The sequence below is a fragment of the Rhodococcus sp. IEGM 1307 genome, from assembly GCF_030056915.1.
Taxonomy (GTDB): Bacteria; Actinomycetota; Actinomycetes; order Mycobacteriales; family Mycobacteriaceae; genus Rhodococcus_F; species Rhodococcus_F opacus_D.
In genome coordinates this window covers 14,103-36,430 of record NZ_JASHKW010000029.1, presented here as the reverse complement: position 1 = coordinate 36,430, position 22,328 = coordinate 14,103, and the positions used below count along the sequence as shown (strand labels likewise).

Here is a 22,328-nt window from a genome sequence, read left to right as displayed (position 1 = left end):
GTGTCCTGCACACGGCCGCGATGTGCAGCCACCATCGCAGCAGAGACCGGAAAAGGAGCCTGGGTCACGCCGACACCCCGTTGAGGCGAAACGCCGAAATGGGTGAAGGTAGGCGTCAGTGTCCGTTCCGGTAATCGAGGTGCCAATGCCCGCCAGACGTTCGAGAACCCGTCGCACCGTCGCGCTGATCGCCACTGCGACCGTCGCCGGCGGCGGCGTCGCGCTTACAGCACCCGCGATCGTCAACGCCGCCCCGATGAACTGCGCGGCGGCGTTCAACCTGTTCATCCCCGGCACATGGGAGACCAACGAGCACGCCGACCCAAACCAGCCGGTGGGCATGCTGGCTCCCGTCGCGGAGGCGATCAAGGCGAAGAACGGTGCCCGAGCGCAGGTATACACGCTGCCGTACATGGCGCGCGCGTTCGACAATGGCCACACCTACGCTGACAGCAAAGCCGACGCGGTCAGCAAGGCCACCGCCGTGCTGAAGAACTACGCCGACAAATGCCCGGACGCGAAGATCACCATCACTGGCTACTCCCAGGGTTCCGATGCAGCAGGTGATCTCGCGTCTGCCATCGGAAACGATCAAGGACCCGTCGACGCGGACCGGGTACTCGGTGTGGCCTTGCTCGCCGATCCCGGTGCCGGTACGAAGGGCGCCGCGACGGTCGGTCCGAAGACCTCCGGGCAGGGGATCGCCGGTCCCCGGGAACAGGGCATGGGCAAGCTGTCCGGGCGGGTGGCCTCGATCTGTGATCCGAAAGACCTGTACTGCTCGATCCAGAAGGGCGCGAATCCGTTCCTCGGATCGCTCGGATCGATCCTGTCGAAGACCACCGGCGCCACCGATACCGGAGGCGGTAACGCGGCAGTCGCCACCGCACTGACCTCGGACTTCACCGACGCTGACCTGCCCGGTCTCGGTTCGAATGTCGACGCGCTCGGAAAGCAACTCTCCGGTATCGATTCCGGCGGCTCCGTCGATGTCGCGCAGATCGCTGACACTGCGACCTCGCTGTCGAAGACCCTCAGCCCCCTGGCCGAGCTGCTCCAGTCCGGGGCGGCAAACAGTGCCGCCACCATGGGCCTCGCCGCAGCCCCGGCTGGCACGCCGGAAAACGCGGCCGCGCAGGTCCTGACCGCAGCCAGCCGAGCGGACCTGACCGGTGCGCTGGACTCGGTGGCCACCATCGCGAACACCGCGGCCGAGCTCTCGAATAGTGGCACCACCACACTTCCCCCCACCGACCCGCAGATCTCGCAGCTCTCCACTACCGCCGCGTCGCTCGGTAACCAGATCGCCCCCGTTGCAAGCACACCCGCAGATGCCCTGTCGACCGCGTCGAGCGTGTTATCGGTCCTCAAACCGACAGTCGTCGTCGAGCAGGCCCTCAACGCGGTCACCGGCATCACCGCCCTCGACATCCCGAAGATCTTGCACAACCTTATGGTGCTCCCGCAGAAGATCGCCGCCGGCGATGTCCGCGGTGCCCGGGACGCCGCCCGAGAGTTGAACGTGCACTTCGCGCCGTTGGTGAAGATGGCCGCCGGCGTCGACCTAACGTGGGTGTCCCAAATTCTCTCGATCATCCCGGACCCGACCGGCTACACCCAGATCGCAGCCCTGGTCACCAGCATTCTCGGCAACGTCGACGTGATCAAGCTGGCCAACATCGCCGGCCAAGCCCAGGAAATCGCCTGGGCCGGCGCCGACAAACTCTTCCCACCGCCCGGCGTGCTACCCGATCCCATTGGTGCCGCGGCGCAGACCGCGGCGTTGATCCCCCTCGGCCTCGAACTCGCCTCGGTGGCCGCGAACATGCTCACCGGTAAAGCCAGCAAGACCGACCCCGCGCTACTCGGCAAGCAAGCCAACCCGGTCGGGAACGCGATCACCACACAAGCGCAAACCCTCGACCTACAAGGACTCGCCGGATCGGTGTCCACGATGGCGCGCTCGCAGGGGGCCGAGGATCTCGCCGCGGTCGTGGGCGAGGGCCTGAATGCGGCCAGCTTCTTCGCCTCCGGTGCCCACCAGAGCTACCAAACCCTGGTCGTCGACAACGCCGGCCGCAACGCCATCGAGTGGGTCTCCGACTGGCTGAACCTGCAGATCACCCGCGCCGTCTGACGAGCCGGCGGCGTCAGTCCACGAGCGCACGAGAAGAGGCACACGCGATGACAACCCACCGATCACACAACCCGTCCGCACGCTGGACCTGGTGCAGGCGCTGCAAACAACGCGGCTACTTCCTCCGATCCGACGCCAAGATAGTCCGTAAACGTCTCCACACCACCAGAGGTCTCGCAGTCTTTCCCTGCCCGCACAACACCGACCTGTATCACGTCGGCCAACGCCCCACCGCACTCAGTCGAGGCATCATCACCAGACACCAATTACGCAGGCACTCAGGCCAAAAGTCGCCTGGCGACGGTAGGCAACCACCACACCCGCGAAACACGCCCTCGAGCTGAGACCCGATAACGACCACGCTTCGGCCGACCCACCGCAGACGCTACTAACCACCGCCGAAGCACACCGACTATCGATCCCACGAAAGGCGCGCATGAACAGCTTCTCGATTTTGCGAGGTCACCCGACATCGCCGGTGATCCTGCACGTACCGCACGCCTCCCGCAAGATTCCCCCGCACCTCCGCGCACAACTGCTGATCGACGACGCGGCACTCGACGCCGAACTGGACGAGGCCACCGATACCGACACCGACCTGATCGCCACACTCGGCGCCGACCACGCCCGCACCCATCCGTGGATCGTGAACAATGCCCTCTCCCGACTGATCATCGACCCCGAAAGGTTCCCCGACGCCTCCGAACCGGCCGCTGCTTACGGCCGTGGTGCCGTCTACACCCGCGCATGCGACGGAAGACCTTTGAGGGACGAACCATTCGCCGACACTGAGACACTTCTCGACGAATACTTCCATCCGTACGCCCGCGCCGTCGCCGAACTCGTCACCGATCGCATTGCCGCATGCGGACAAGCGGTGATCATCGATGTGCACTCATACCCCAAACGACCCTCCGGATTCGAAAACCCATCCGTGATGCGACCAGCCCTGTGCATCGGCACGGATCCCCTCCACACACCGGACTGGTTGACGAGCACAACCCGTCAGGTCTTCCGGCCCCTCGGAGAGATCGCTGAAAACACCCCCTACGCCGGGTGCTACGTCCCACTCGACCGCTACGGCCACGATAAACGCGTATCCGCCGTAATGATCGAGCTGCGCCGCGACACCTACCTGCCCGACGATGGCCGCCCCGGAAAACTCTCGGTCACACAGCTCGGCGAATACCTTGCCGAACTCATCGACACCGCAACCGAGGTCGGCACCGATGTGTAAACCCAAACCCGGACCACGCTGCACCCCGCACATGCGCAACCGCCTCAGCAGCGCCGCTACCCGGCTGACCGAAGCCCGCCGAGACCTCGACGCCCAACCGAGCGCCGTCCACCTCCAACAACGGCTGACCAAGGCCGAATCCAACCACGCCGAAATCCAAGCCCTCTACGACGCCACACCCGGTGGCCAACAGGAACTGCGGTCGGCGATCAACAGCGAAGCCGGGCCCGCACGAAGCGACCTCGAGCGCCGCTTGGCCGCAGGTGACAGACTGCGTGCGAACCAAATCGAAGCACTGAACCGCGCCCGGAACGCTGGGAAAGATGTCCAAACCGAAGGAGCTGACCACCATGAATCACGAGCCGATGACGCAGGAGCGCAGGGAGGCGTTCTGGCGGAAGTACCGGTGGACGCCCGATCTGCCGCCGGAGCAGCGCAGGGCGATCGAGCACGTCTGGACGGACGAGAAGATCGAGGAAGCCGAAGCCCTCGGCTTCTGATTGGGGGCCGCCGAGTCGACCCGCTCGCCGCACATCGTCGGCAAGAGTCCGAGCGAGCCGAATTCGCGGCGCGCGGGCTATCGAGCCCGACCCTGTACGAGCTACCTTCGTCGGATGCGGATCTGTACCGCGCCCAAATGCTGGAACTGACCCGCAACAACCGATACGCATCCTCGGTCTACGTCTATGACGAGAGCGAATACGCCGAAATGAGGATGCTGGTCACCGACGATGGAAAGGCTGGCATCGCCCTGAAGGACGATGAAGTCGTCTCAGTTTTCTCCCACAACGACGGCGCGCATCCCAACGCGGCACCATCGATGCTGCGCCAGGCAACCTTCCTCGGAGGACGACGACTCGACTGCTTCGACACGGTCCTGCCGAACATCTATGCCGACGCCGGATTCGTCCCCGTCGCCCGGCTTGCATGGAACGACGACTACGCACCCGACGGCTGGGACTACGACACCTACCATCGCTACAACAACGGACGGCCCGACGTCGTGTTCATGGCCCACGATCCAGCAGCGGTCGGCTCACTGTATGACCGGGCGGCCGGTGAATACGTCAGCGACTACGACTACGGTATCGCTGCGGCGAAGGCATACCGATCCCCAGGGGCAAAGGCGTAGGTGCTGGCGCGTCGTCCACGGTGAGAGTGCCTTCGCACGCTCCGTCGTTGGCAAGAATCTCCACCGGGCGGTGTCACATGAAGGTAGAGCGGTCCGGGCGCCAATTCGCCCTCGATCAGCACGGATCACGGGAGATGGTGTCGGTGATCGTTTTCCGGGTGAGTTCAATGCGCCTACTGGGCAGGACGATCACGTCCGCCACGACTACTGACGGTCGAGTATGTCGAAGTCCAGCTAGTCACTCGGATTCTGCCGATAGCGCAACCGCCCTACCGGAGAATGCAGCGCGGCTACCGCAAAGGATATATAATGGTTTCTTCGGTGGCAACGAAGTTCCTTTGGTCTTCAAGGTCCCTCCACGCTTTACCTGGCCGGATGTTGAGCACTCGAATCGCCAGCCCCACCCTGGCATCGTGCCAGGACCAGGTTCGGGTAGAAATTTCGCTCACCCAACACTGCCCGATTTCGGTGCCCAGTAGAAGGGCAACCTTTCCGTTTTCGGCACACTCGATACTGTGGATGACACCCTCCACAGCCTCGGGAGTATCCCAGTCTCGTAATGCGATCCAGCTTGCGTCGCACCTCGGCCGGTCCCGGCAATACTTGCAGTTCCGCGACGTCGGCGCAGCCGTGCGCATTCCGTTCTCCCACATCTCGCGAGTTCTTACTACCTCAGCTACTGTTTCCGAAACCGCTGCCGCCTGAACGTCGAACGTCAGGAGTCCCTGTTCGAGGCTGAACAGGTCAGCCCGAACCGGGAGTACTCCGAGCGAATGCTCGATGAGGTGCGCATACAGCAGCAGTTGCCGCCTAATGCTCGGTGTCGGTCCGCCATTGACCCAAACCTTCCGACCTGATTTCAGGTCCATCACGCGGGGTGTGGCTGCGCCCCTCATCACGACATCGGGGCGCCCCCAGAGTTTTAGCTTGTCGTCACGAAGAACAATTTCGCATAAAGGTTCTGACTCCGGCCCAAACTCCTGCAGCGCGTCGACAATACCTCGTGCTCGAAGCCGCAATCGGCTGCCAATGAGGCGTACGCGACCGACATCTGCCCCTGCCGCCCGAGCCGCATCTGCGAACCGGGAGCGAAGCTGAGTACCCTCAGGATCGTTGTGCCATTCTCCCGACTCGATCCATTCCTGGACCGAGCGATGAGCAATCGAGCCAACATCGGTGGCTGTGTCGTCGACATGGCACTCGTGTGACGGCGGCGGCGCCCACGTCAGTGTGCGTGCCGGGCATGCGATTAATGCTGCCGCTGACGTGGGCGTCAACCACCTGTCCCTCTCGGACATTGGTTATTCGGGATTCACTGCGCGTCCTGCAAGCTCTAAGACCGCGGCGGGGTCTCGGTCTAGCACGAAACTGTCGACGGCGATCACAGGGCTTCCGTCCCCCAGCTTGAATTCCACTTCGGCGAACGCATCGGCCATACGCTGAGACATCGGTGCGTCCCTGCCGACCTCTGCGGCCTCAAAAGGGTGACGGACGATGATACCCAACCGCCCGTAGATGTTGCTATCGAGCACGGCCGCTGCTACCGCTGTGCCAAGTCCGTCGATTGGCTTAGCGCCATACGCCTCCGACCACTTGCTGAGGACCTTTTCCTCGTATCGAAGCCTGTCGGGCAGGGGCTTGCCTTCGAGAAGGGTGAACAAGTCGCCCGCGAGTGACCAGTCGAGCAATGCGTGGTAGGCCATATTCCCGTAGTCACGAAGGCACCTGTAGCACGACGAGGTACACGTCGCCGCGTGCTCGTCCGACGCCAACTCGTCCAGGTACTGCCTTACTCGGTCCAAGAATCGGGGAAGCACATCGGGAGATCCCAGATGACTGCTGAACCCAGCGCCATTTTCCAAAGTGTCTGCGATGAACGCGAATAATGATGGCTCGTCCCTTTCGACACCGGAATAGATTCCTGCGGTTAGCTCAGCAGGCTGTATATCGAGATATGACGCAGCTACGGTGCGGAGAAGGAACGCAAGTGAATACCACGCTGCCCTGCGTCCCTCCGAGCGATCCGGCACGTTGTGGGGCTGTGAACCGTTCCCGTCGAGATTCAGCCGGATTCCGGCTTCTCTGTCGACAGCGATGGAGGAACCCACAAACAACAGGTCGGTGGGTTGGACCGAGCCCAATGCGATACGAGTTGCCTCACCGGTGACCGCGGTTTTGTCGGCCTGGCCCCGCTCTATCGCGTCGACGGATACGTACCCGCCGTCCCAATATGACCCCGGTTTCACCTTTTTGAAGTCGAAAAGCTTGCCGCCGCGATCATTGATGACGTACCTATAGCCCGCACCTGAATACGCGACGGCTGCGCCTTCAGTAACCTTGACCAGCTTCTCGAAATCAGTCATCGCTCTGGCTGCCGTTGAACGCGAACTCCAGGCAAAGTTGCCATCAAAGTCTCGTTTGAACCCCGCGCTGTAGCCAAGAGGCTCGTACATCGGGACCGTATCGAATCTTCCCGGCTCGGCCCCGCAACGCGGGCATGGACCGGACTGCTGATCCGAATCCGCGGGACGCTCATCGAGGTACGAACAACTTCGGCACACATCGATCTGTCGAAGCATCCCTAGCGGTTCACGCTCGGGAAGCACCTTCGGGCCAGCTGGTCGATAGGCGACGATGCCCGAGACCGGATACACCGAACCGTCGCGAACCAATTCACTGGTTGGCGCAAACTGGGACACCGCCATGGCTGAATCCCGGTCGATCACGTCGGTCGGCGGCCACGGATAGGACCTGCCCGGCTTCCTCAGATAGAGGTTGCGCACCTTCGTCGGGAATCCGAACATTGGCATCAGCCCCTGTTCAGCGAGTCGCTGACTAAGGTCCTCGGCGCCTGCCTTTCCGGCAGATCGATCGATATCTCCTACAAGTTTGTTCTGGATACGCCGTACGTATTCGCCACTTCCTGCCCCGAGCCGGGATCGATCGGCGAGTGCCTTCGCAACCTTCTCGATCGTCGAACCGTTTTCCGAAAGCCACCTCGCGATGTATTGGCGCACGACGGGCCATTCGTCGGCACGCCCGAACTGACCGTGAGTATTGGTTCCCACGCCCGAGTAGCTCGGCAGGTCGTTCAGATGATTCGCGATCTGGCCAAACGCCATTCGCAGCGTCTCCGCTGTCAACATGCGGAAGTAGATCGACTCCTGATCGAGCGCCAGGTATGGCTCCGGGGTGGGATCATTCGTGATGCGCTCGGGTCGTTCGAAGTAGTACTCGTCGTGGCTCCGGCCACGGCATACTGTGAGAGCCATAGCAACTGGCGAGTTCCGTCGCCCGGCTCGGCCGACACGCTGCTGATAATTGAAGCGACTTGGTGGCATATTTCCAAGCACCACTGCCTCGAGTGTGCCGATGTCGACACCCGCCTCCATGGTGGTTGTAACTGACAGAAGGTCGACACCATCGGCGAGTGGATTCTCATTACCGTCGAGGAATACTCCCTGGAAGCGAGCCTGACGGGATTGCGCATCAACTCGGTCAGTCTGCCCTGTCAGCTCAGCAGCGTTGAGGCGGAAGCGTCCGATCGACTTGGAAGCTTTCCATCCGTAATAATCTTCTGTTGTCCGCACTGGTTCGTCGTCGACCGGGAGCTTGCGTGCGCACCGCGTGCAGATACCCGCACCGCGATGTAGGTGAGGGCGGTGGCAGGTCTCGCAAACCCACCATTCGGGACCCGGCTTGCGTAACACCGCCTTGGTGTCGTCGATGAGGTACTCGCGGACACCATCGCCCCATTGCCGCACCACGCGCTCCTGGACATCGTCGGGTTCCAGGGAGTGCGTCTGTGCAAGTTTCAGCCAGAAGTCCCGTAGCTTTCGGGGAGGATTGTCGGCCGGATTCCGCATCTCGAAGAATCGCCGCATATCGCCGAGCACACGTAGGCTCGAGCGCGCCATTGCGATGTCGGTCGTGGACCCAACCTCGTCGTCGGCAGAATCTCCTTGGAGAGCAATCCATCCAAGGCCGAGCGACTCAAAATCCCGTCCCGCACTGGAAACCAGGCCACCGAGGAATTCGTCCCGTAGCCCAAGCTCGATGCTGCCAAGCAAGCTCTCCTCCGAGGACTCAAGCCCGCCACGAGCCTTTGGAATCCCCGTTTGTGGCCAGTTGTACAGTGCGGGCCAGCCCGATGGCTTTCGTTCGGCCGCATTCTTTCCTGCAGCCCTGACGACCGACGTCGCGGACAACGATGACTTGGGTCCACCGGGATTAACACCCATTACAAGCAGCTTGTCGCGCACTTCCTGGCGAAGCGAGACGAGCGATGCGGGGCCGCTGAATCTTCCTTCGAGAGCGGCGAGTTCTTCCGCCGAAGCCTCTTCCGATTCCTCCCATATATCGCGAAGCCGCGAGAACGTGTCACCGTCACGCTCGCGAAGCACCTTAATGGCGGCTTTAGCGTCATCGCTGCGGTCCCCATTACAAACCCACCGCTGCGCCAGGACGAGTAGTTCACTGGAATCGCCAGACTCGGCAAGCGAGTCGTGAAGCAGGATACGTACGAGGTCCTGGTAATGACGCAGGCCGATACCAGACGACAGTTTCGCCGCATCCTGTCGGCTATCCGTAAACACGATCAGCTTCTTGTCGTTACCCGGCAGCTGATCGGCCAGATCCGTAATGAGGACCTGGTTGATCTTCTCGAAACCGGTACGCATCGTCCGGATCGGAGAACGCAAGCGGAGTGGATCGGTGAGCTGCACAGCGCCAGTCTTTGTGCGCTTGATTTCCCAGTCGTCGCTGCAGTTTGGGCACTTCGTCGGGATGCCGGAGAGTCGAGCGGGCTCGATCTTCGGCTTGCCCGCGTTGGCCCCCCTCTTGTCGACCTTCGACCGTACGCGGAAACTCCAACCTGTATGGCCGTTGGAAACCGCTTTGAGTTCACCGTTTGCTGGGTTCAATGCACTACGGTAGAAGCCAAAATCAACGCTATCCGTCGTCCACTCATACCCTGCCTCGTCCAGTTCGGGGTTCGTGGTCCGCGGCCAGTACACGAGGTAGTTGTTGGCAGTCCGTTCTTGGGATACTTGGTCGGGGATTTTGCCGAGTTCGGGGATGTCCGCCAGAAGAAGAGCTTTGAGCTGCGACTTCTGCGTCTCCCCCTGAGTGGTGAACCCGCCGAGGAAGACGTCACCGCAGTTCTGGCAGTAGAGAAGCTCGAGAACGCGAGAACCACAGTCACAGCGTGACCGAGGTTCTGCAAAGAGACGGCCAACGGTACGGTCGCCGTACGTACCACCTGGAATTTCGTCGCAGTGCCGGTCCGTGCATGCCCAAATCCCCGGGACATTCCGGAAGAACATATGGCTCCGAAGGCGCGGCCACCCACTGCCGGACTCGACGGACACCCTCTTGAGGAGTCTTTGAGTCTCCTGGACGCCCTCGGCATGAGACAGGCCCGGATACAGAATGTCGGCAAGTTGTTCTTCGGATTTCGCTTCCGTGCGGTTACTGAGCTTTCCGGTGCTGTCGGCACGGAAGGCGTTCTCGAGTGCCGCCGCTGGATCGACCGTAGGATCAAGTGTCTGATTTGCCGGGCGTTGAAGTTCACCTTCGAGGAACTGAAAGCTATCGGCATCGACTCCAAAGAATTCCTCGAGATACCCTCGGTCACGGTGCGCCTCGAGTGAGGCAGATGCAGCCAGTACCCTCAACTTCTCGGGGTGATCGGTGATGCCCAATCTATGCTTTAGATTCCGTATCAGCAGCGCCACTTCAGTGCCGGCTGTGCCTCGGTACGAATGCAATTCGTCGACCACGAGCGTAAACCGATGGGACTCGTCCGAGAATAGCCAGTCCCTTGTTGACTCGAAGAAATGCGCGTCACGGTCTCGCAGGAGCATCACGTTGAGCATCGAATAGTTCGTGATCAAGATGTCAGGCGCGGCGGCGCTCATGTCCCACCGCGAGACCATCTCCGCGCCTCCCAGACGGGGCACGAAGTACCGTTGGTCGTCATCTTCGGCCTTCTCCGCCTGCGCCGCAAGCTTCTCGGTTTCGAGGAGATAGCGTGCCAGATTGCCGAGCGCTAGCTTATCTGTCGGCGCACCGGTAACCGGTGTTGCGCCGGTGTACCGGCCAAAATAGAAGCGATGCCCGTTTCGGTTCCGGTCGAGCCACGCGCGGACGTTGTCGCTGTCGAGCGCTTTGCGCAGACGGATGAGCTGATCATCGACTAGCGCATTCATCGGATACAAGATCATCGTGCGAACGGCTGCTTTTCGTCCGGTCTCACCCTTGCGTTGAGGAATAAAGTTGCGCCCGGCGGTCGCCCACCAACGGTTCGGAGTAGCTACGCCGGCGCCCTGCCAAGACCGGGATTCCTCTACGAGGCCCGCCAAGACTGGAAGCAGGAAGGACTCCGTCTTGCCCGAACCGGTTCCGGCGGTTATCACGACATTGCGTCCTGGCGTCGAGCCGTCAATGAGAGACTGTTCCTGGTGCGTGTATAGCTGAAGATCACTCGGGACAAGACCGGCGCCGAGAAATTCAGCGCATTCATCGCGCAGCCCAGCTGCGCGAACAGAATCCGAAAGACTTCGCCCGCTGGACATGTACTGCGGGCGAACCTCGATCAGCGGTCTCTGATACACCCCCCCTGGCTGATCGAGCAGATTCTTCCGTTCCTTCTGCATTCGCTCATCCTGAAGGCCGAATGGCGAATCATAGTATCGAAAGAACGCCTCCCGAAGCGATTCGAAGGTTTCGATTGCGCCAAGCTCATTTGCGTGATCCTGAGTCACTTCTTCCCCTTTTTCGGGTCCCGTGCGGGCAATATGGTCAGCTGCTGCCGCAGTGACGCGGCGACGGTCTCCGCGATATCTCTCGGAACATTGACGTATGTCGTACTTTGCGTTTGCCGCGAAATTCGCGGACCAAATCCCGAGCACAAACCCAGGATTCGCCGCTGCGCGTCCGGTAGCGAAGCCCCATTGTCGACCATGAAACTCCCTAGTGCGCTCAAGCCGCGACCGGATTCCGGACGCCAGCGAACCAGATCGTCGGAGGGCCTCGCCGCCAAATACACGCCCTCAGCCCGTTCTGTCCGGTACCATTCCCCATTTCTATGAACGGAGTAATGCTGAGTGCCGTTGATTTCCTGACGGTACAACCCGTCGATCCACGCACCCGAGCTTTCGAGGGCTGTAAACCGCTTGTCCACTCTGGACCACAACCCGATAGGAGCACCCTGCCGCGATGGGCATGCCGCACGTTCCCCCACGCCTATCATCTGCAGGTTATCCGCTAGCTGCCGGTATGAGCCCGGAATAAATCGGACACCGAGTGTCTTTGCTGCCGCCTGAAGATCATCGGCCGAGCTGTATCCGATGAAAACGGCGGTCGGAGCAGGCAGATCGTCTTGGTTTGCAATCCCAGGGGCGCGACTGAGTACTGGGTCGTACTCGTCGTCCGCCCGGGCTAGCTTCTCGACCAATGAGTGCGGACGGCCGCCGGTCAGCAGCGCGTACCCATACCCTCCGGGGATTGTGGTCAGCACCGGTTCAGCAATGACCCAGGTGTCACTTCGCCAGTCGACGTTGATGCGCCCCAGCGTGACCGCATCCCTGATCCACCGTCCAGCGATAGACCGTGCCTGGTGTACTGATTCTTCGTCCATGAACCAGCAAATCCGATCACGCAGTGCGCGCAAACGCCCACCCGCCAGCTCGCTCATCCAGCACAGCATCACATCAGCGTCCATGCGAACCCCATTTCGTCCATGCCTTCAGATACAGGGCGAGGAAGAAGTCCGATTCACCCAAACCTGATCGCTCAATGAGCGCCCACAATGCCTTTGATTCTCGATTTAAGTCACGAAAGTTCGGTGTATGTAGAGCAACACGATCGATACTGCGAACGTGTTGACCAAGCACCCGGACGATCCACACGTCGCGGGCAGAGAGGCGGGGCTCGTACCGATACGGTGGCGCGAGTCCGGACTCGGCCAGCCATTCAGGTGTGTCGGGGTCCTCGACACGCTCAGCGTGACCTGTGAAATCGATTGTCCATACTTCGGTCCGACCACCCGGTGCGACCAGCGTGGGACTGGATGGTGCGTCAGCAGTCACACTGTCAGTCCACGGCTCGAGATCGGCGAGCTCGCGATTCGCCAGAACTTCGCCGATTTCCGGAGTACCAGCGCAAATGTGAAACACCAACCTGTGACCGTCCACAACAAGTTCATACCGACCGGGTGTTAGCGGGACCTTGGCACGGAGCTTTATGGGAAAGTCGCTTGTCCGGAGTCGTTCAGCTTGCACAACTCCGTCCAATGACGCGTCCACATGGCGGGGCTCGGTCCCGACCGGCAGCAGGAGGTCAGGTTCCCCGCCGGCGATGTAGTGGTTGTTCCGTGCGAGGGGGACCGGAAGCCTGAGACCGTTCACGAGCCGGGGCACCGGCGGATGATCGGGACGTAGTTGGTTCGTCAGTGACGGGTCGAGGGCGCCGATCACCGATTCGAATGCCTCTTGGTCGGAGAAAACCACGTTGCGATAAATCAGCAATCGAGGGATCAGCGCATTTTCGTGCCGCTGTAGGACCGGAGCCCAACCCCGCTCAGCCCCGGCCCGGAGAATCGTCTCGACCTCGGCTTTACGTGACGCTGCCACGACGAGGACGTGCTCGGCATATGGCTCGATACCTTGCACTTCTACCCATTTTCCAGCACGCGGATCGTTCGCTAGAACGTAGATCTCTTTCGGTTTGTGAAGGGCGAACGCATTGTTTCCCTCAGCAGTAAACCGTTCCCGTATCGATCCGGCCACAGTCGGCAGGGGTGCAGACAATGTGTATAAGTCGCCATAATCCGGCCAGGCAATATCCACAACAGTGCCATCCGAGAAAGTCAACGTGTCGGACTGCAGCTCCTTCCGCGTACCCAGCTCCCACGTGCATTCCCACGCATCCAAGTCGACGGTGAGAAGAAACGGCATCCAACGCCGGCCACCGGTGGCGAGGACGTTACCGTCCCATGTCGTGGCCATACCCATCAGTGATGGGACGATCAAGTCCTCGGCCAATTGACTGTCGAGGACTTTGGAGAAGCCGCGTGTGAAGCCGCGATCACGCGTGCACCATAAGCGCAGTGCGCGTAGCAACTGCACTGCGCTGGGTACTGCGTCGGAATCCAGCTCGATCGCCTCGAAGAATGACGTCATCCGAGCGCGATCGGAACCACGAATCACTGCTTGCGACAGTGAGTAGCCGATCTGAGTGAACTGATTGTGGTTTCTCGCGGTCAAAGGACCGAAGTCGCCCGGCTGCTCGTCGACCCAGTTAACCAGTCCTTCCCACATCGCCGGAACGTCGTCGAAACTGCTTTTGAGCTGGCCCGCATCAACGCTTTGGCCGCCTTGTTCAACGAGCTCAACGAATCGGGGATAGTAGGCGTTCGGCGAGAACTTAGCGTCCCACTTCATCCGAGTTGCAGCCAGCACACTCAAGGCGAGCAAGGGCAAAGTCGGCGGTGGGGTGATTCGAGCGCCCTTTCGCCAGCTCATGGTCTTCAATCGGATCGATTCAAAGAGTTCGTCCGGTTTCCGGAAATTGAACGCCGACACGACTGCACGCGAGAGTGAGCGCACTGGGTCGGATTGCGCCGCGTCGAACCGGCGACGGAGTTCGCCGTCATCGGCAAAGAGGGTTATCGGTCCCCTACATTTGGCCGGGGAGAGATACGCATCCGCGAGGTGCTCTTGCCACTCGTCGTAAGTCCAACGATCCTCCATGTAGTGCATCCCCCTTACCTCAACCACGGGGGCTGGTCGAGTTGACCTGACGGTCTCGTAACCCAGTTCACGCAGTGTTGCCGTTTAAACCGTGCGGCGGACTCGTCGCGTTACACGCACTCTGGAGAACCGGTCCCAAGTGGTTGCGCAGGTGGAGCAGCTAAAGGTCAACTCGATGCTCGGCGGCACCGTGTGCGCGGGCGATGCACGGTATCCCCGGTTGGCTGAGTCTTCGCGACCTGATCTGGGAGTACTTGCGAGTGCTGGCGTGCCGACCTAGGACAACTGATCTCCACCATACGAATCAGGCCGGACAGATATCCGCCAGGAACCAAGTAGCCTGATGGTCCGGATCTTGCAAGCATCCGTGTCCCAGGCCTTGCGAGCAATACGTCGTTCAAATGACACGAACAGAAACCGGGACCAAAGCCTCTGGCCCAGAGCGTTTGGCCCAGCCCATGTTGCCCGGAACGCCACAGGCTGAAAAGGAAGTCGAGCACGGCCGGTGCCATGCTTCAAGCCACGCTGGGTGTCGGCATGTACGACGTAGACGACACGCCCGAGGCCATTGGAATCGGCCGTCGGACAACGAAGGCGAGGCCGCATGGTGCCCTCGCTCTAGCTGTGATCTCGTACGTACTCCTGCAGTGATCGCCGGATCACATCGGAAATTGTCTCGTCCCGTCGATAGGCGATCTGCTTCGCCGTCTCCCACAGCTCAGGGTCGACGCGAATCGCCTTCTGTGGTGTGCCCTTGCTCATCGGGCGTACAGGGCATCGACGGCATCGATGACGGCCTGAACGTCGGTCGAGGGCATGTCTTTTGCCCAGGTGATGCCGAGGTTCCCGGCCTGGCGCTGAGCGGTCATGTGCATGACGACGTCGGGGGTGCCGTGTTTGGCGGCGAGGGCGGGGATCCAGTCGTTGAGTGTGCGCATTTTCGTGTTCCTTCCGTGGGGTGTATAGACACCGTAGCATGGTGTCTATACACCCGTGGTGGGAATACCAGGATCCTCCGGGCCAGGCGTGGCCATCCGCTGATCTCTGCGTCAAGCGCTGTTTGATCCCAATTCATTTCGGCGGAATCGAGACGGAGATCAGAGAACCGTTGTCCGTCACTGGCCGACCTCGCGATTCGCCGCAGCACCGGGCAGGCCATCGACCGGCGAGCTGCCGCAGATCCGGACACTGTCACCAATCAGCCAGAGACCTCGCCTGCCACGGTAGTCACATGAGCACACCGGGGCGTCCGTGTCGTATCCACCGCCTGGCTTCTGCGCCTCAGCGGTGAACTATGGGCGGCACCCGCTGTGTCCTTCGTGCTCCTGTTCGCGACGCATTCTCCGGTCGTGATGCGACGAATGGACGCTCGACCGGGAGGGTTGCTGAGGCTGCTCGCGCCTGGCGGTGAGCAGGCACTCAGTTACCTGATCAGGCAGTGAGTGAAGCCGTGACCGTGGCGAGCGCGTCGTCGAGGGGCACGTGTTCCCAGATTCGCAGGACGCGCCAGCCTGCCGATTCCAGGAGGCGGGTCTGTTCCCTGTCTCGCTCGGCGTTGCGTCGCAGCTTGGGGGACCAGTAGCGTTCGTTGACCGCGGGATTGCGTCCGTGTTCGGGGCATGAATGCCAGAAGCATCCGTCGACGAATACGACGACCTTCCGGCGTGTGAACACGATGTCCGGACGGATCAGCTTGCCGTCGATGCGGATCGGGAAGTCCTTGCGGTATCTGAACCCGAGCGCGTGCAGGGCCGATCGCAACCGGATCTCCGGCTTGGTGTCGGCGCGCCGGATGGCCTGCATGTTGCGTGACCGGCCCGCCGATGTCGCCACGACGTCGTAGCTAGGTGGACCCGGTCCGGTCCTCGGCGCTCGCGTCTCGGATGCCATGTCCGCAGGCTAGCGCGATTGTTGTCCAGTCTGTGCTGGGACTCAGACGTCCGCGTCGACAGAGACGTCTCAGCTGACCGCAGGCTTGTCTATTCCTCGGCCTTGCCGAACAGGGGTGCGGGTGTGGTCGAGTCCTCACCTGGGGCGGCTCGCCGCCAGTGTTCCCCCTTGATTTCGACGCCGGTGCTGGATTCGGCGGGCACGATCCGTACGGAGATGTATTCCTTCCTGCTGGGTACGGGGACCCCGAGGTCTGCGGCGATCTGCTTCTGCTTCTCCCACGTTCCGCTGATAATGATGTACCCCTCAGGGGCGAGGGCGGACCGGGCGCCGCCGTTGGCCCTGACGCGTTTCTGGTCGTCGAGTTGCATCGCGACGGTCCGGACGGCGCTGCGGTGCACCAGTTGCCCTTCGGCGAGGCGGAAGAGCTGGTTGGTCCGCTGCGTGCCGTGCTTGCGGGTGAAGAGGTCGTCCACGGCGGGCCGGGGGAGCTGCAGGAGAATATTCGCGGGCATCGCGGCGTCCTTCCACAGCCAGCGCACCGAGGACCTGCCGAGGGCGTTGAGGGTGGTCTTCTTATCCCGGTTCGCCCCCTCCAAGCGGTATTCCTGCCGGACGCGGACCAGGCCAAGGGACCAGATCGCGCGTTCGTCGTTGCCGGTGGCGACCAGAGCGAGGCGGCCGAACACCTCGGGGGGAAGCATCCAGGAGCCTTCCTTCTGGCTCCACTTGGCATCGACCTGGTGACCGGCGATGCGGTAGTCGGTCTGGTCACCGCCCTCGAACTCGAATTCGCGCTGGGCGTTGATCTCGAACAGCGTCCCGAAGTGGGTCTTCTCGGTTTTCATCAGCTGGTCCCAGCGGTAGCGCCCTGTTTCGGCACCGTTGTAGATCATGTCGTAGGTGTGCCGGACCACGGCGGCCCAGCGGGCTCCGTCCGGGTCGTTGCGCAGGAGTCCGTCTGCGACAGCGTCCATTTCGGGGTCTGGGGCGGCGAAGGCGTCCATTGTGGTCACAGGTCGGGTTCCTTTCCGGAAACTGATTCGCGCCGGTTTTGGCGCAGGGGTGATCGCGCGGGGTGCGTGTTGCGCCTCGCGGTTGTAAGGGGTGGTGAAGAGGGGTGGTGCGGTTAGCCGTCGTCGTCGGCGAGGACCTGCTTGCCGAATTCCTGCATCACCCGGAGTTGTTCGGAGTGGGGCAGGCGGCACCAGTCCAGGAAGACCAGCTCGGTGTCGTCGGGGTCCTTGCGGCGGGCGACCATCCAGGCGAACAGCCGCTTCTTCTCCTTGCGGCTGCGGATGTTCCTCGCCCGGGTCAGGACGAAGTCGGTGGTGGGCGGGTCGAGGGTGTTGTCCCGGGACTCGTCACCGCAGCGCTGGCATTCCGCGCGGAGGTTGTTCTCGTCGTCGGTGCCGCCGCGGGCCACGGGAATGAGGTGCCCGATGGTGAGCACCGCCCGCCGACTGGGGGCGTCGGGGAACGGTTCACCGGCGGGCACGCCGCAGATGGCACAGACATGCCCGTCGCGTTCGAGGATCCGGCGGCGTTTGGCTCCGCCGACGGTCTTGCGGGCGGGCTTGGGCGGGCGTTCGCCGAGGTCGATCCGGACCCCGATCTCCCGGACGAAGTATTCGTCCGGCGCCAGCGACGGGTTGACCTTGTAGTTGTCGATGACCCATCCGCATTCGCGCAGGTCACGCATCCGCCGGTCGTTCTGCGCGTAGAAGGGGATCGCCCTGTTCAGGTCGAGCTTGGTGAACTTGTTTCCCTCGCCGATTCCGGCGATGAACTCGGCGACCAGGACCCGCGAGGAGCGGCGCACTTCTCCGTTCGTCACGGGCACTCTCCTTTCGCGAGGTGTCGAGTGGGCGCCGGTCCGGGTGGCCCCGAACAACAACTACCTGCTCATCCGAGCAAAAGCGCCGGTGAAAGTCCGGCAACGTCCGGCGAATATCCGGCGTCGTTCGGCCTCGCACTGCGGCGTGACACGCCGACAAAGACAGCATCAAACGGGTGTTCGAACGAGGGGATATCATCGAACTACTCCGCGTAAGGGAAGATGGGGCCCATGCCAGCGAAGAAGAAGAGCGCCACGCCGAGGTCCGACTATCAGGTCGTCGAGATCTGCGCCGGTGCTGGGGGCCAGGCTCTGGGCCTGGAAAAGGCTGGCTTTTCGCACAGGCTGGCGGTCGAGCTGGACACCAACGCGTGCGCGACCCTCGAGCTGAACCGGCCAGATTGGGACGTCGAAGAGGGCGACGTCGCCGACCCCACGTTATGGAAGCCCAGCGAACACGAGGGTGTCGATCTCCTCGCCGGTGGTGTCCCGTGCCCGCCATTCTCGATCGCCGGCAAGCAGCTCGGCGCCTCCGACGAGCGGGACCTGTTCGCCTGGGCGGTGGAGACGGCCGGGCAGATCCAGCCCCGGGCACTGATGCTCGAAAACGTCCGAGGGCTCTCCGCCCCGCGGTTCGCCGCCTATCGGCAGCGGATCCTCGACCGGCTGACCGAATTCGGGTACGTCGCCGACTGGCGGCTGTTGCAGGCATCGGACTACGGAGTCCCGCAGCTGCGCCCGCGGTTCGTCCTGGTCGCACTGCGGCAGGAAGACGCCGCCTACTTCCACTGGCCCGAGAAAACCCCCACCCAGGACACCGTCGGGTCAACCCTGAAGGACCTGATGGGCGTGGACGGGTGGCGGCATGTCGACGACTGGGCCGCGCTGGCCAACGACATCGCACCCACCCTGGTCGGCGGCAGCAAGAAACACGGCGGCGCCGACCTCGGTCCCACACGTGCCAAGCGGGCCTGGCTCGAGCTCGGCACCAGCGGCATGGGCATCGCCAACGACCCCCCGGCAGCCGATTCCCCGCACCCGGCGGACGTGCCGCCGAAGCTGACCCTGCCGATGGTCGCCCGGCTGCAGGGCTGGAAGGACGGCGAGTGGGAATTCTTCGGGGGAAAGACCGCGAAGTACCGGCAGATCGGTAACGCGTTCCCCCCGCCGGTGGCGCAGGCCATCGGCCAGTCGATCGTCGCCGCATTCGACAAGACCGCCGCCCGCCGCGACATCCCCGAGCTCGCCCCGGAGACCGTGCACGACGCCGTCTACCGCATCCTCAAAACAACTGACGGATTCGTCACCGCAACGAAGCTTCTCAAACTGTCCGATGGGCTCGTGGAAGAGCATGACCTCGAACGGCGGATCGCCAACCTGTCCCGCGACTTCACCGTCGACATCAAACAAACCAAGTCGGGCGTGTCCTACCGGCTGGGGGACTTCAAGGGGTTCACCGGGCAGGACAATCACCAGCGTCACGAATACATCGCCGCTTTCCGGTCGCGAGTCAGCTGAAAACAGATCGCTTGCCCGAAGTGAGGGCGAAATAGGACGGACGACGGTGGCATTGACATCAGTTGAGATCTGCACAGGTGCAGGTGGGCAGGCCCTCGGCCTGACGCGGGGCGGTTTCAAGCATCGCGCCGTTCTGAAGATCGACAGGCATGCCTGCGAGACGCTCCGCAGGAACCGGCCTGGCTGGAATGTGATCGAACAGGACTTCCTGACCTGGGAAAAAGCCAATGCATACCGTCAGGCTGGGAATGCATTCCCACAGCCGGTAGCAAACGCGGCCGGTGAGCAGATCAGGAAGGCGCCCAGCCGCAAGAAAGGTCTCCGGGTATCGGCATGACGGGCGTACTCACTCAGGCCCGCAAGCGATTCCACGACAACTTGGTGGCAAAACACACCCTCTCACTATCTGAGGGCGGGGTGGCTTCGAACGCGGACGGCAACCAGAACACCAGCAAGGCCATCGCACTCCGGATCGCACGCGACCTCAAGGCCCTGACCATCCCCGAGAAGCTCAACGGCCAGCGCGCCGGGAAGCAGTTCGAAATGGCCGTCGAATCCTTTCTCCAGGAGACCTTTCCCGCTCTCCAATCACTCCGGCCGGGGAGCTGGCGAATCGAGAACGTGGGTGGGTCTCGATCGGGGTACCAGATCGCCAAGTACGAGCCATACACCCACCTCGATAACCTCGCCAATGCCATTGAGGCGAACCCCACCCTGGCTTCGGTCCTGGGGAACTCCTACGAGATCAGTCCGGACGTCCTGGTACTGCGGCACCCAGAACCAGACGACGTGATCAACAGCCAGGGCAACATCGTCGATGCCGACTCAGCGTCGTATGCCGTCATCCGGCGGGCGAACCAAGACCGGGCAATAGTGCACGCCATCGTCTCGTGCAAGTGGACTCTACGCAGCGACCGTGCCCAGAATGCACGTTCAGAGGCGCTGAACATCATACGTAACCGCAAAGGCCGAACACCCCACATTGCGGTCGTGACCGGCGAGCCGACCCCGTCCCGGCTCGCTTCGCTTGCCCTGGGAACCGGTGACATCGATACCGTCTACCACTTCGCGTTACCGGAACTGATCGACGCTGTGGAGCACACGGGCAACGACGAGGCGATCAGCATGCTGAGCATCCTGGTTGATGGCAAACGCCTCCGCGACATCAGCGATCTTCCCCTCGATCTTGCTGTCTAACCTGGGGCCATCCGCGGGACGTGAGCACGGCGAGGACCCGCTGCACGCATCCGTCGATGTCCCGGTTCGACGTCCTCGTCCCAGATCCGACCCACCTCCCGGCCCGGACAGAGCCTCGCCAGTCACGCAGCCACGCGCGATACTGCGTACGATTTTCTGCCTCCCGTACCCGAGGCCTCTACGAGAGAGTCCAGGCCGCCGATGGTGGCAACTACGACCTCAGGCAACGTGGTGGGACGTTCACCACTGTGGACGCACCGGGGCCCAGAGCCTGCACGGCTGGCGCGGCGGCACACTTTCAACAGCCGATGAGCGAGCGCCGCCTTGCGGGCGGCATGCGCGTCTCCACATGCCGGCGACCTGATATGGAACCAATTTTGTCAAGGGGGCAGGGAGAAGCGGCGCCCATGACCGTCGTCGCGGACGCCGCTTCATTTTGACCGAATGACCCGGTTGTGGTGGTGGCGAGCGTGTCGATATCGACGCGCGGTCACTCTGATATACGCGGGTTGGCTACCGCAAGGACGGACTGTTCGGCTGGAGTGGCTCCGCTGGTCTAATAACGAGCGTGATCCCAACGCACAGTTGAGGATTACTCATAGGTCGCTCGCGGGTCACTCCCAGGCGCTGCCGTCACCACCGCGTAGGGCAATCCGGACACTTGTTGGCGCCTCCGAGGGATTCCTCGGTCCCGGGCCTGTCGGATCGTCACCGAGGCGGAGGGTCAGGGTGGAGTCCCCGCAGCGCAGCGAGGAGAACCGACCTTGCCGTCCGACGAGTGACGACCAGGATCTGGCCCCCAGAGGAATGCTCTTGGCGCCCCCGCTCACTCGTCGAGGACGGCCAGTGACCAGCACCAGCCGGCGAGTTCCCGAGCGATCGCGGTGTTGGCCACGACCGGCCGCTTGCGCCGCTGCTCGAAGCCGTTCCACCGGGCGTGCAGGCGCCGGTTACCCTGCTGACCGCGGGCACGGGCCGCCGGGCCGGCCTTGTCCCATCGCCGCCGCAGAGCCACCCCGGGACGATACGGCCGACGGTGTTGCCAGGCGGCCTCGATCAGCAGCCGGCGCGCGTGCCCGTTGCCGGTCTTGGTGATCGCTCCCTGCGACCGCGTCGCGCCCGACGACGATTCGGTGGGCACCAGCCCCAGGTAGGCGCCGATCGAGCGGCCGGTCAGGCGCTGCCAGTCGCCGATCTCCACGGCCAACCCGAACGCGGTCAGCGTGGACACCCCGCGCAGGCACCCGAGCCGGGTCACCACCGCAGTGTAGGCACTTGTCGCGGCCATCTCGGCGATCGCCGCATCCAGGCGGTCGCGACGATCCACGGCCGCAGTCATGGTGTCGTAGGCGGTGTCGTACGCGAGCTGCAACCCCGGCACCTCGAATCTCTGCCGACGCAGCCAGGTATCGTGCACCTTCGTCCACGTCTTGCCCTCGTAGTAGACGATTCCTTGCCGCAGAAGCAGTTTCGACACACGATGCCGAGCCGACATCAGGTCGCCGCGCACGTCCTCCCGCGCCCGCACCAGATCCCTCGCGGCCTCCTGCTCGACATCGGGGATCGTCACCGGGATGATCTGGCCCAGATGCAGCAGCCGGGCCAAATGCCGGGCGTCTCGCGCATCT

15 protein-coding genes and 1 pseudogene are annotated in these 22,328 nt (G+C 62.6%); 7 read left to right on the top strand and 9 right to left on the bottom strand.

The genetic code is table 11. The annotated features are described in order from the left end of the window. Positions 1-145 precede the first annotated feature (145 nt). The 4 genes from QM841_RS38270 (at position 146) to QM841_RS38255 (ending at position 4,506) form a co-directional block, all read left to right on the top strand. Positions 146-2,137 (top strand): cutinase family protein, encoded by a 1,992-nt coding sequence (locus QM841_RS38270; RefSeq protein ID WP_283336020.1) that lies wholly within the window; start codon positions 146-148, stop codon positions 2,135-2,137. 436 nt (positions 2,138-2,573) lie between these two features. Next, positions 2,574-3,374, top strand: coding sequence for an N-formylglutamate amidohydrolase (locus QM841_RS38265; protein ID WP_283336019.1), 801 nt, complete (start codon positions 2,574-2,576; stop codon positions 3,372-3,374). A gap of 323 nt (positions 3,375-3,697) precedes the next feature. Next, positions 3,698-3,874 (top strand): hypothetical protein, encoded by a 177-nt coding sequence (locus tag QM841_RS38260; protein WP_283336018.1) that lies wholly within the window; start codon positions 3,698-3,700, stop codon positions 3,872-3,874. A 137-nt stretch (positions 3,875-4,011) separates the two neighbouring features. Then, on the top strand, positions 4,012-4,506 hold the full coding sequence (locus tag QM841_RS38255) for a hypothetical protein (RefSeq protein WP_283336017.1): 495 nt from the start codon (positions 4,012-4,014) through the stop codon (positions 4,504-4,506). Between the two features lie 290 nt (positions 4,507-4,796). On the opposite strand, the gene QM841_RS43655 is transcribed toward QM841_RS38255, so the two are convergent. The 8 genes from QM841_RS43655 to QM841_RS38220 all read right to left on the bottom strand — a co-directional run bounded on the left by QM841_RS43655 (position 4,797) and on the right by QM841_RS38220 (position 17,985). Beyond that, a complete protein-coding gene (locus tag QM841_RS43655; RefSeq protein ID WP_502943320.1) occupies positions 4,797-5,804 on the bottom strand; it encodes a PD-(D/E)XK nuclease family protein in 1,008 nt (335 codons plus the stop codon). Between the two features lie 3 nt (positions 5,805-5,807). Then, the gene (locus tag QM841_RS38250; protein WP_283336016.1) at positions 5,808-11,270 is read right to left on the bottom strand and encodes a DEAD/DEAH box helicase family protein; all 5,463 of its coding nucleotides are present in this window, start codon (positions 11,268-11,270) and stop codon (positions 5,808-5,810) included. Beyond that, a complete protein-coding gene (locus QM841_RS38245; RefSeq protein WP_283336015.1) occupies positions 11,267-12,229 on the bottom strand; it encodes a hypothetical protein in 963 nt (320 codons plus the stop codon). The genes QM841_RS38250 and QM841_RS38245 overlap by 4 nt, the downstream gene beginning before the upstream one ends. After that, positions 12,219-14,267, bottom strand: a complete 2,049-nt coding sequence (locus QM841_RS38240) for a hypothetical protein (RefSeq protein WP_283336013.1) — start codon at positions 14,265-14,267, stop codon at positions 12,219-12,221. Before QM841_RS38240 ends, QM841_RS38245 begins: the two co-directional genes overlap by 11 nt. A gap of 749 nt (positions 14,268-15,016) precedes the next feature. Further along, positions 15,017-15,196, bottom strand: coding sequence for a hypothetical protein (locus tag QM841_RS38235; RefSeq protein WP_283336012.1), 180 nt, complete (start codon positions 15,194-15,196; stop codon positions 15,017-15,019). A 493-nt stretch (positions 15,197-15,689) separates the two neighbouring features. Further along, on the bottom strand, positions 15,690-16,148 hold the full coding sequence (locus QM841_RS38230; RefSeq protein WP_502943319.1) for a very short patch repair endonuclease: 459 nt from the start codon (positions 16,146-16,148) through the stop codon (positions 15,690-15,692). Positions 16,149-16,237: 89 nt separating this feature from the next. Continuing rightward, entirely contained in the window at positions 16,238-17,155 is a 918-nt protein-coding gene (locus QM841_RS38225; RefSeq protein ID WP_283336077.1) for a NaeI family type II restriction endonuclease, read from the bottom strand. Positions 17,156-17,277: 122 nt separating this feature from the next. Continuing rightward, positions 17,278-17,985 (bottom strand): HNH endonuclease, encoded by a 708-nt coding sequence (locus tag QM841_RS38220; RefSeq protein ID WP_283336010.1) that lies wholly within the window; start codon positions 17,983-17,985, stop codon positions 17,278-17,280. A gap of 231 nt (positions 17,986-18,216) precedes the next feature. On the opposite strand from QM841_RS38220, the gene QM841_RS38215 reads away from it, so the two are divergent. From QM841_RS38215 to QM841_RS38205, 3 genes are read left to right on the top strand one after another with little or no spacing between them, the layout of a single operon-like run. Then, on the top strand, positions 18,217-19,503 hold the full coding sequence (locus QM841_RS38215) for a DNA cytosine methyltransferase (protein ID WP_283336009.1): 1,287 nt from the start codon (positions 18,217-18,219) through the stop codon (positions 19,501-19,503). Between the two features lie 46 nt (positions 19,504-19,549). Continuing rightward, entirely contained in the window at positions 19,550-19,840 is a 291-nt protein-coding gene (locus QM841_RS38210; protein ID WP_283336008.1) for a DNA cytosine methyltransferase, read from the top strand. Then, a complete protein-coding gene (locus tag QM841_RS38205; protein ID WP_283336007.1) occupies positions 19,837-20,700 on the top strand; it encodes an NgoMIV family type II restriction endonuclease in 864 nt (287 codons plus the stop codon). Before QM841_RS38210 ends, QM841_RS38205 begins: the two co-directional genes overlap by 4 nt. Positions 20,701-21,526: 826 nt before the next feature. Here the strand turns inward: QM841_RS38205 and QM841_RS38200 are convergent. Beyond that, positions 21,527-22,327 (bottom strand): annotated as a pseudogene (locus tag QM841_RS38200) (IS110 family RNA-guided transposase); the annotation flags it as partial. Between the last annotated feature and the right edge of the window lies 1 nt (position 22,328).

Coding starts and splice junctions, on each gene's coding strand:
- QM841_RS38260 (WP_283336018.1), top strand. CDS start 3,698: ATGTCCAAACCGAAGGAGCTGACCACCATGAATCACGAGCCGATGACG.
- QM841_RS38245 (WP_283336015.1), bottom strand. CDS start 12,229: ATGGACGCTGATGTGATGCTGTGCTGGATGAGCGAGCTGGCGGGTGGG.
- QM841_RS38235 (WP_283336012.1), bottom strand. CDS start 15,196: ATGCGCACACTCAACGACTGGATCCCCGCCCTCGCCGCCAAACACGGC.
- QM841_RS38240 (WP_283336013.1), bottom strand. CDS start 14,267: ATGCACTACATGGAGGATCGTTGGACTTACGACGAGTGGCAAGAGCAC.
- QM841_RS43655 (WP_502943320.1), bottom strand. CDS start 5,804: ATGTCCGAGAGGGACAGGTGGTTGACGCCCACGTCAGCGGCAGCATTA.
- QM841_RS38230 (WP_502943319.1), bottom strand. CDS start 16,148: ATGGCATCCGAGACGCGAGCGCCGAGGACCGGACCGGGTCCACCTAGC.
- QM841_RS38215 (WP_283336009.1), top strand. CDS start 18,217: ATGCCAGCGAAGAAGAAGAGCGCCACGCCGAGGTCCGACTATCAGGTC.
- QM841_RS38270 (WP_283336020.1), top strand. CDS start 146: ATGCCCGCCAGACGTTCGAGAACCCGTCGCACCGTCGCGCTGATCGCC.
- QM841_RS38225 (WP_283336077.1), bottom strand. CDS start 17,155: ATGGACGCCTTCGCCGCCCCAGACCCCGAAATGGACGCTGTCGCAGAC.
- QM841_RS38255 (WP_283336017.1), top strand. CDS start 4,012: ATGCTGGAACTGACCCGCAACAACCGATACGCATCCTCGGTCTACGTC.
- QM841_RS38205 (WP_283336007.1), top strand. CDS start 19,837: ATGACGGGCGTACTCACTCAGGCCCGCAAGCGATTCCACGACAACTTG.
- QM841_RS38265 (WP_283336019.1), top strand. CDS start 2,574: ATGAACAGCTTCTCGATTTTGCGAGGTCACCCGACATCGCCGGTGATC.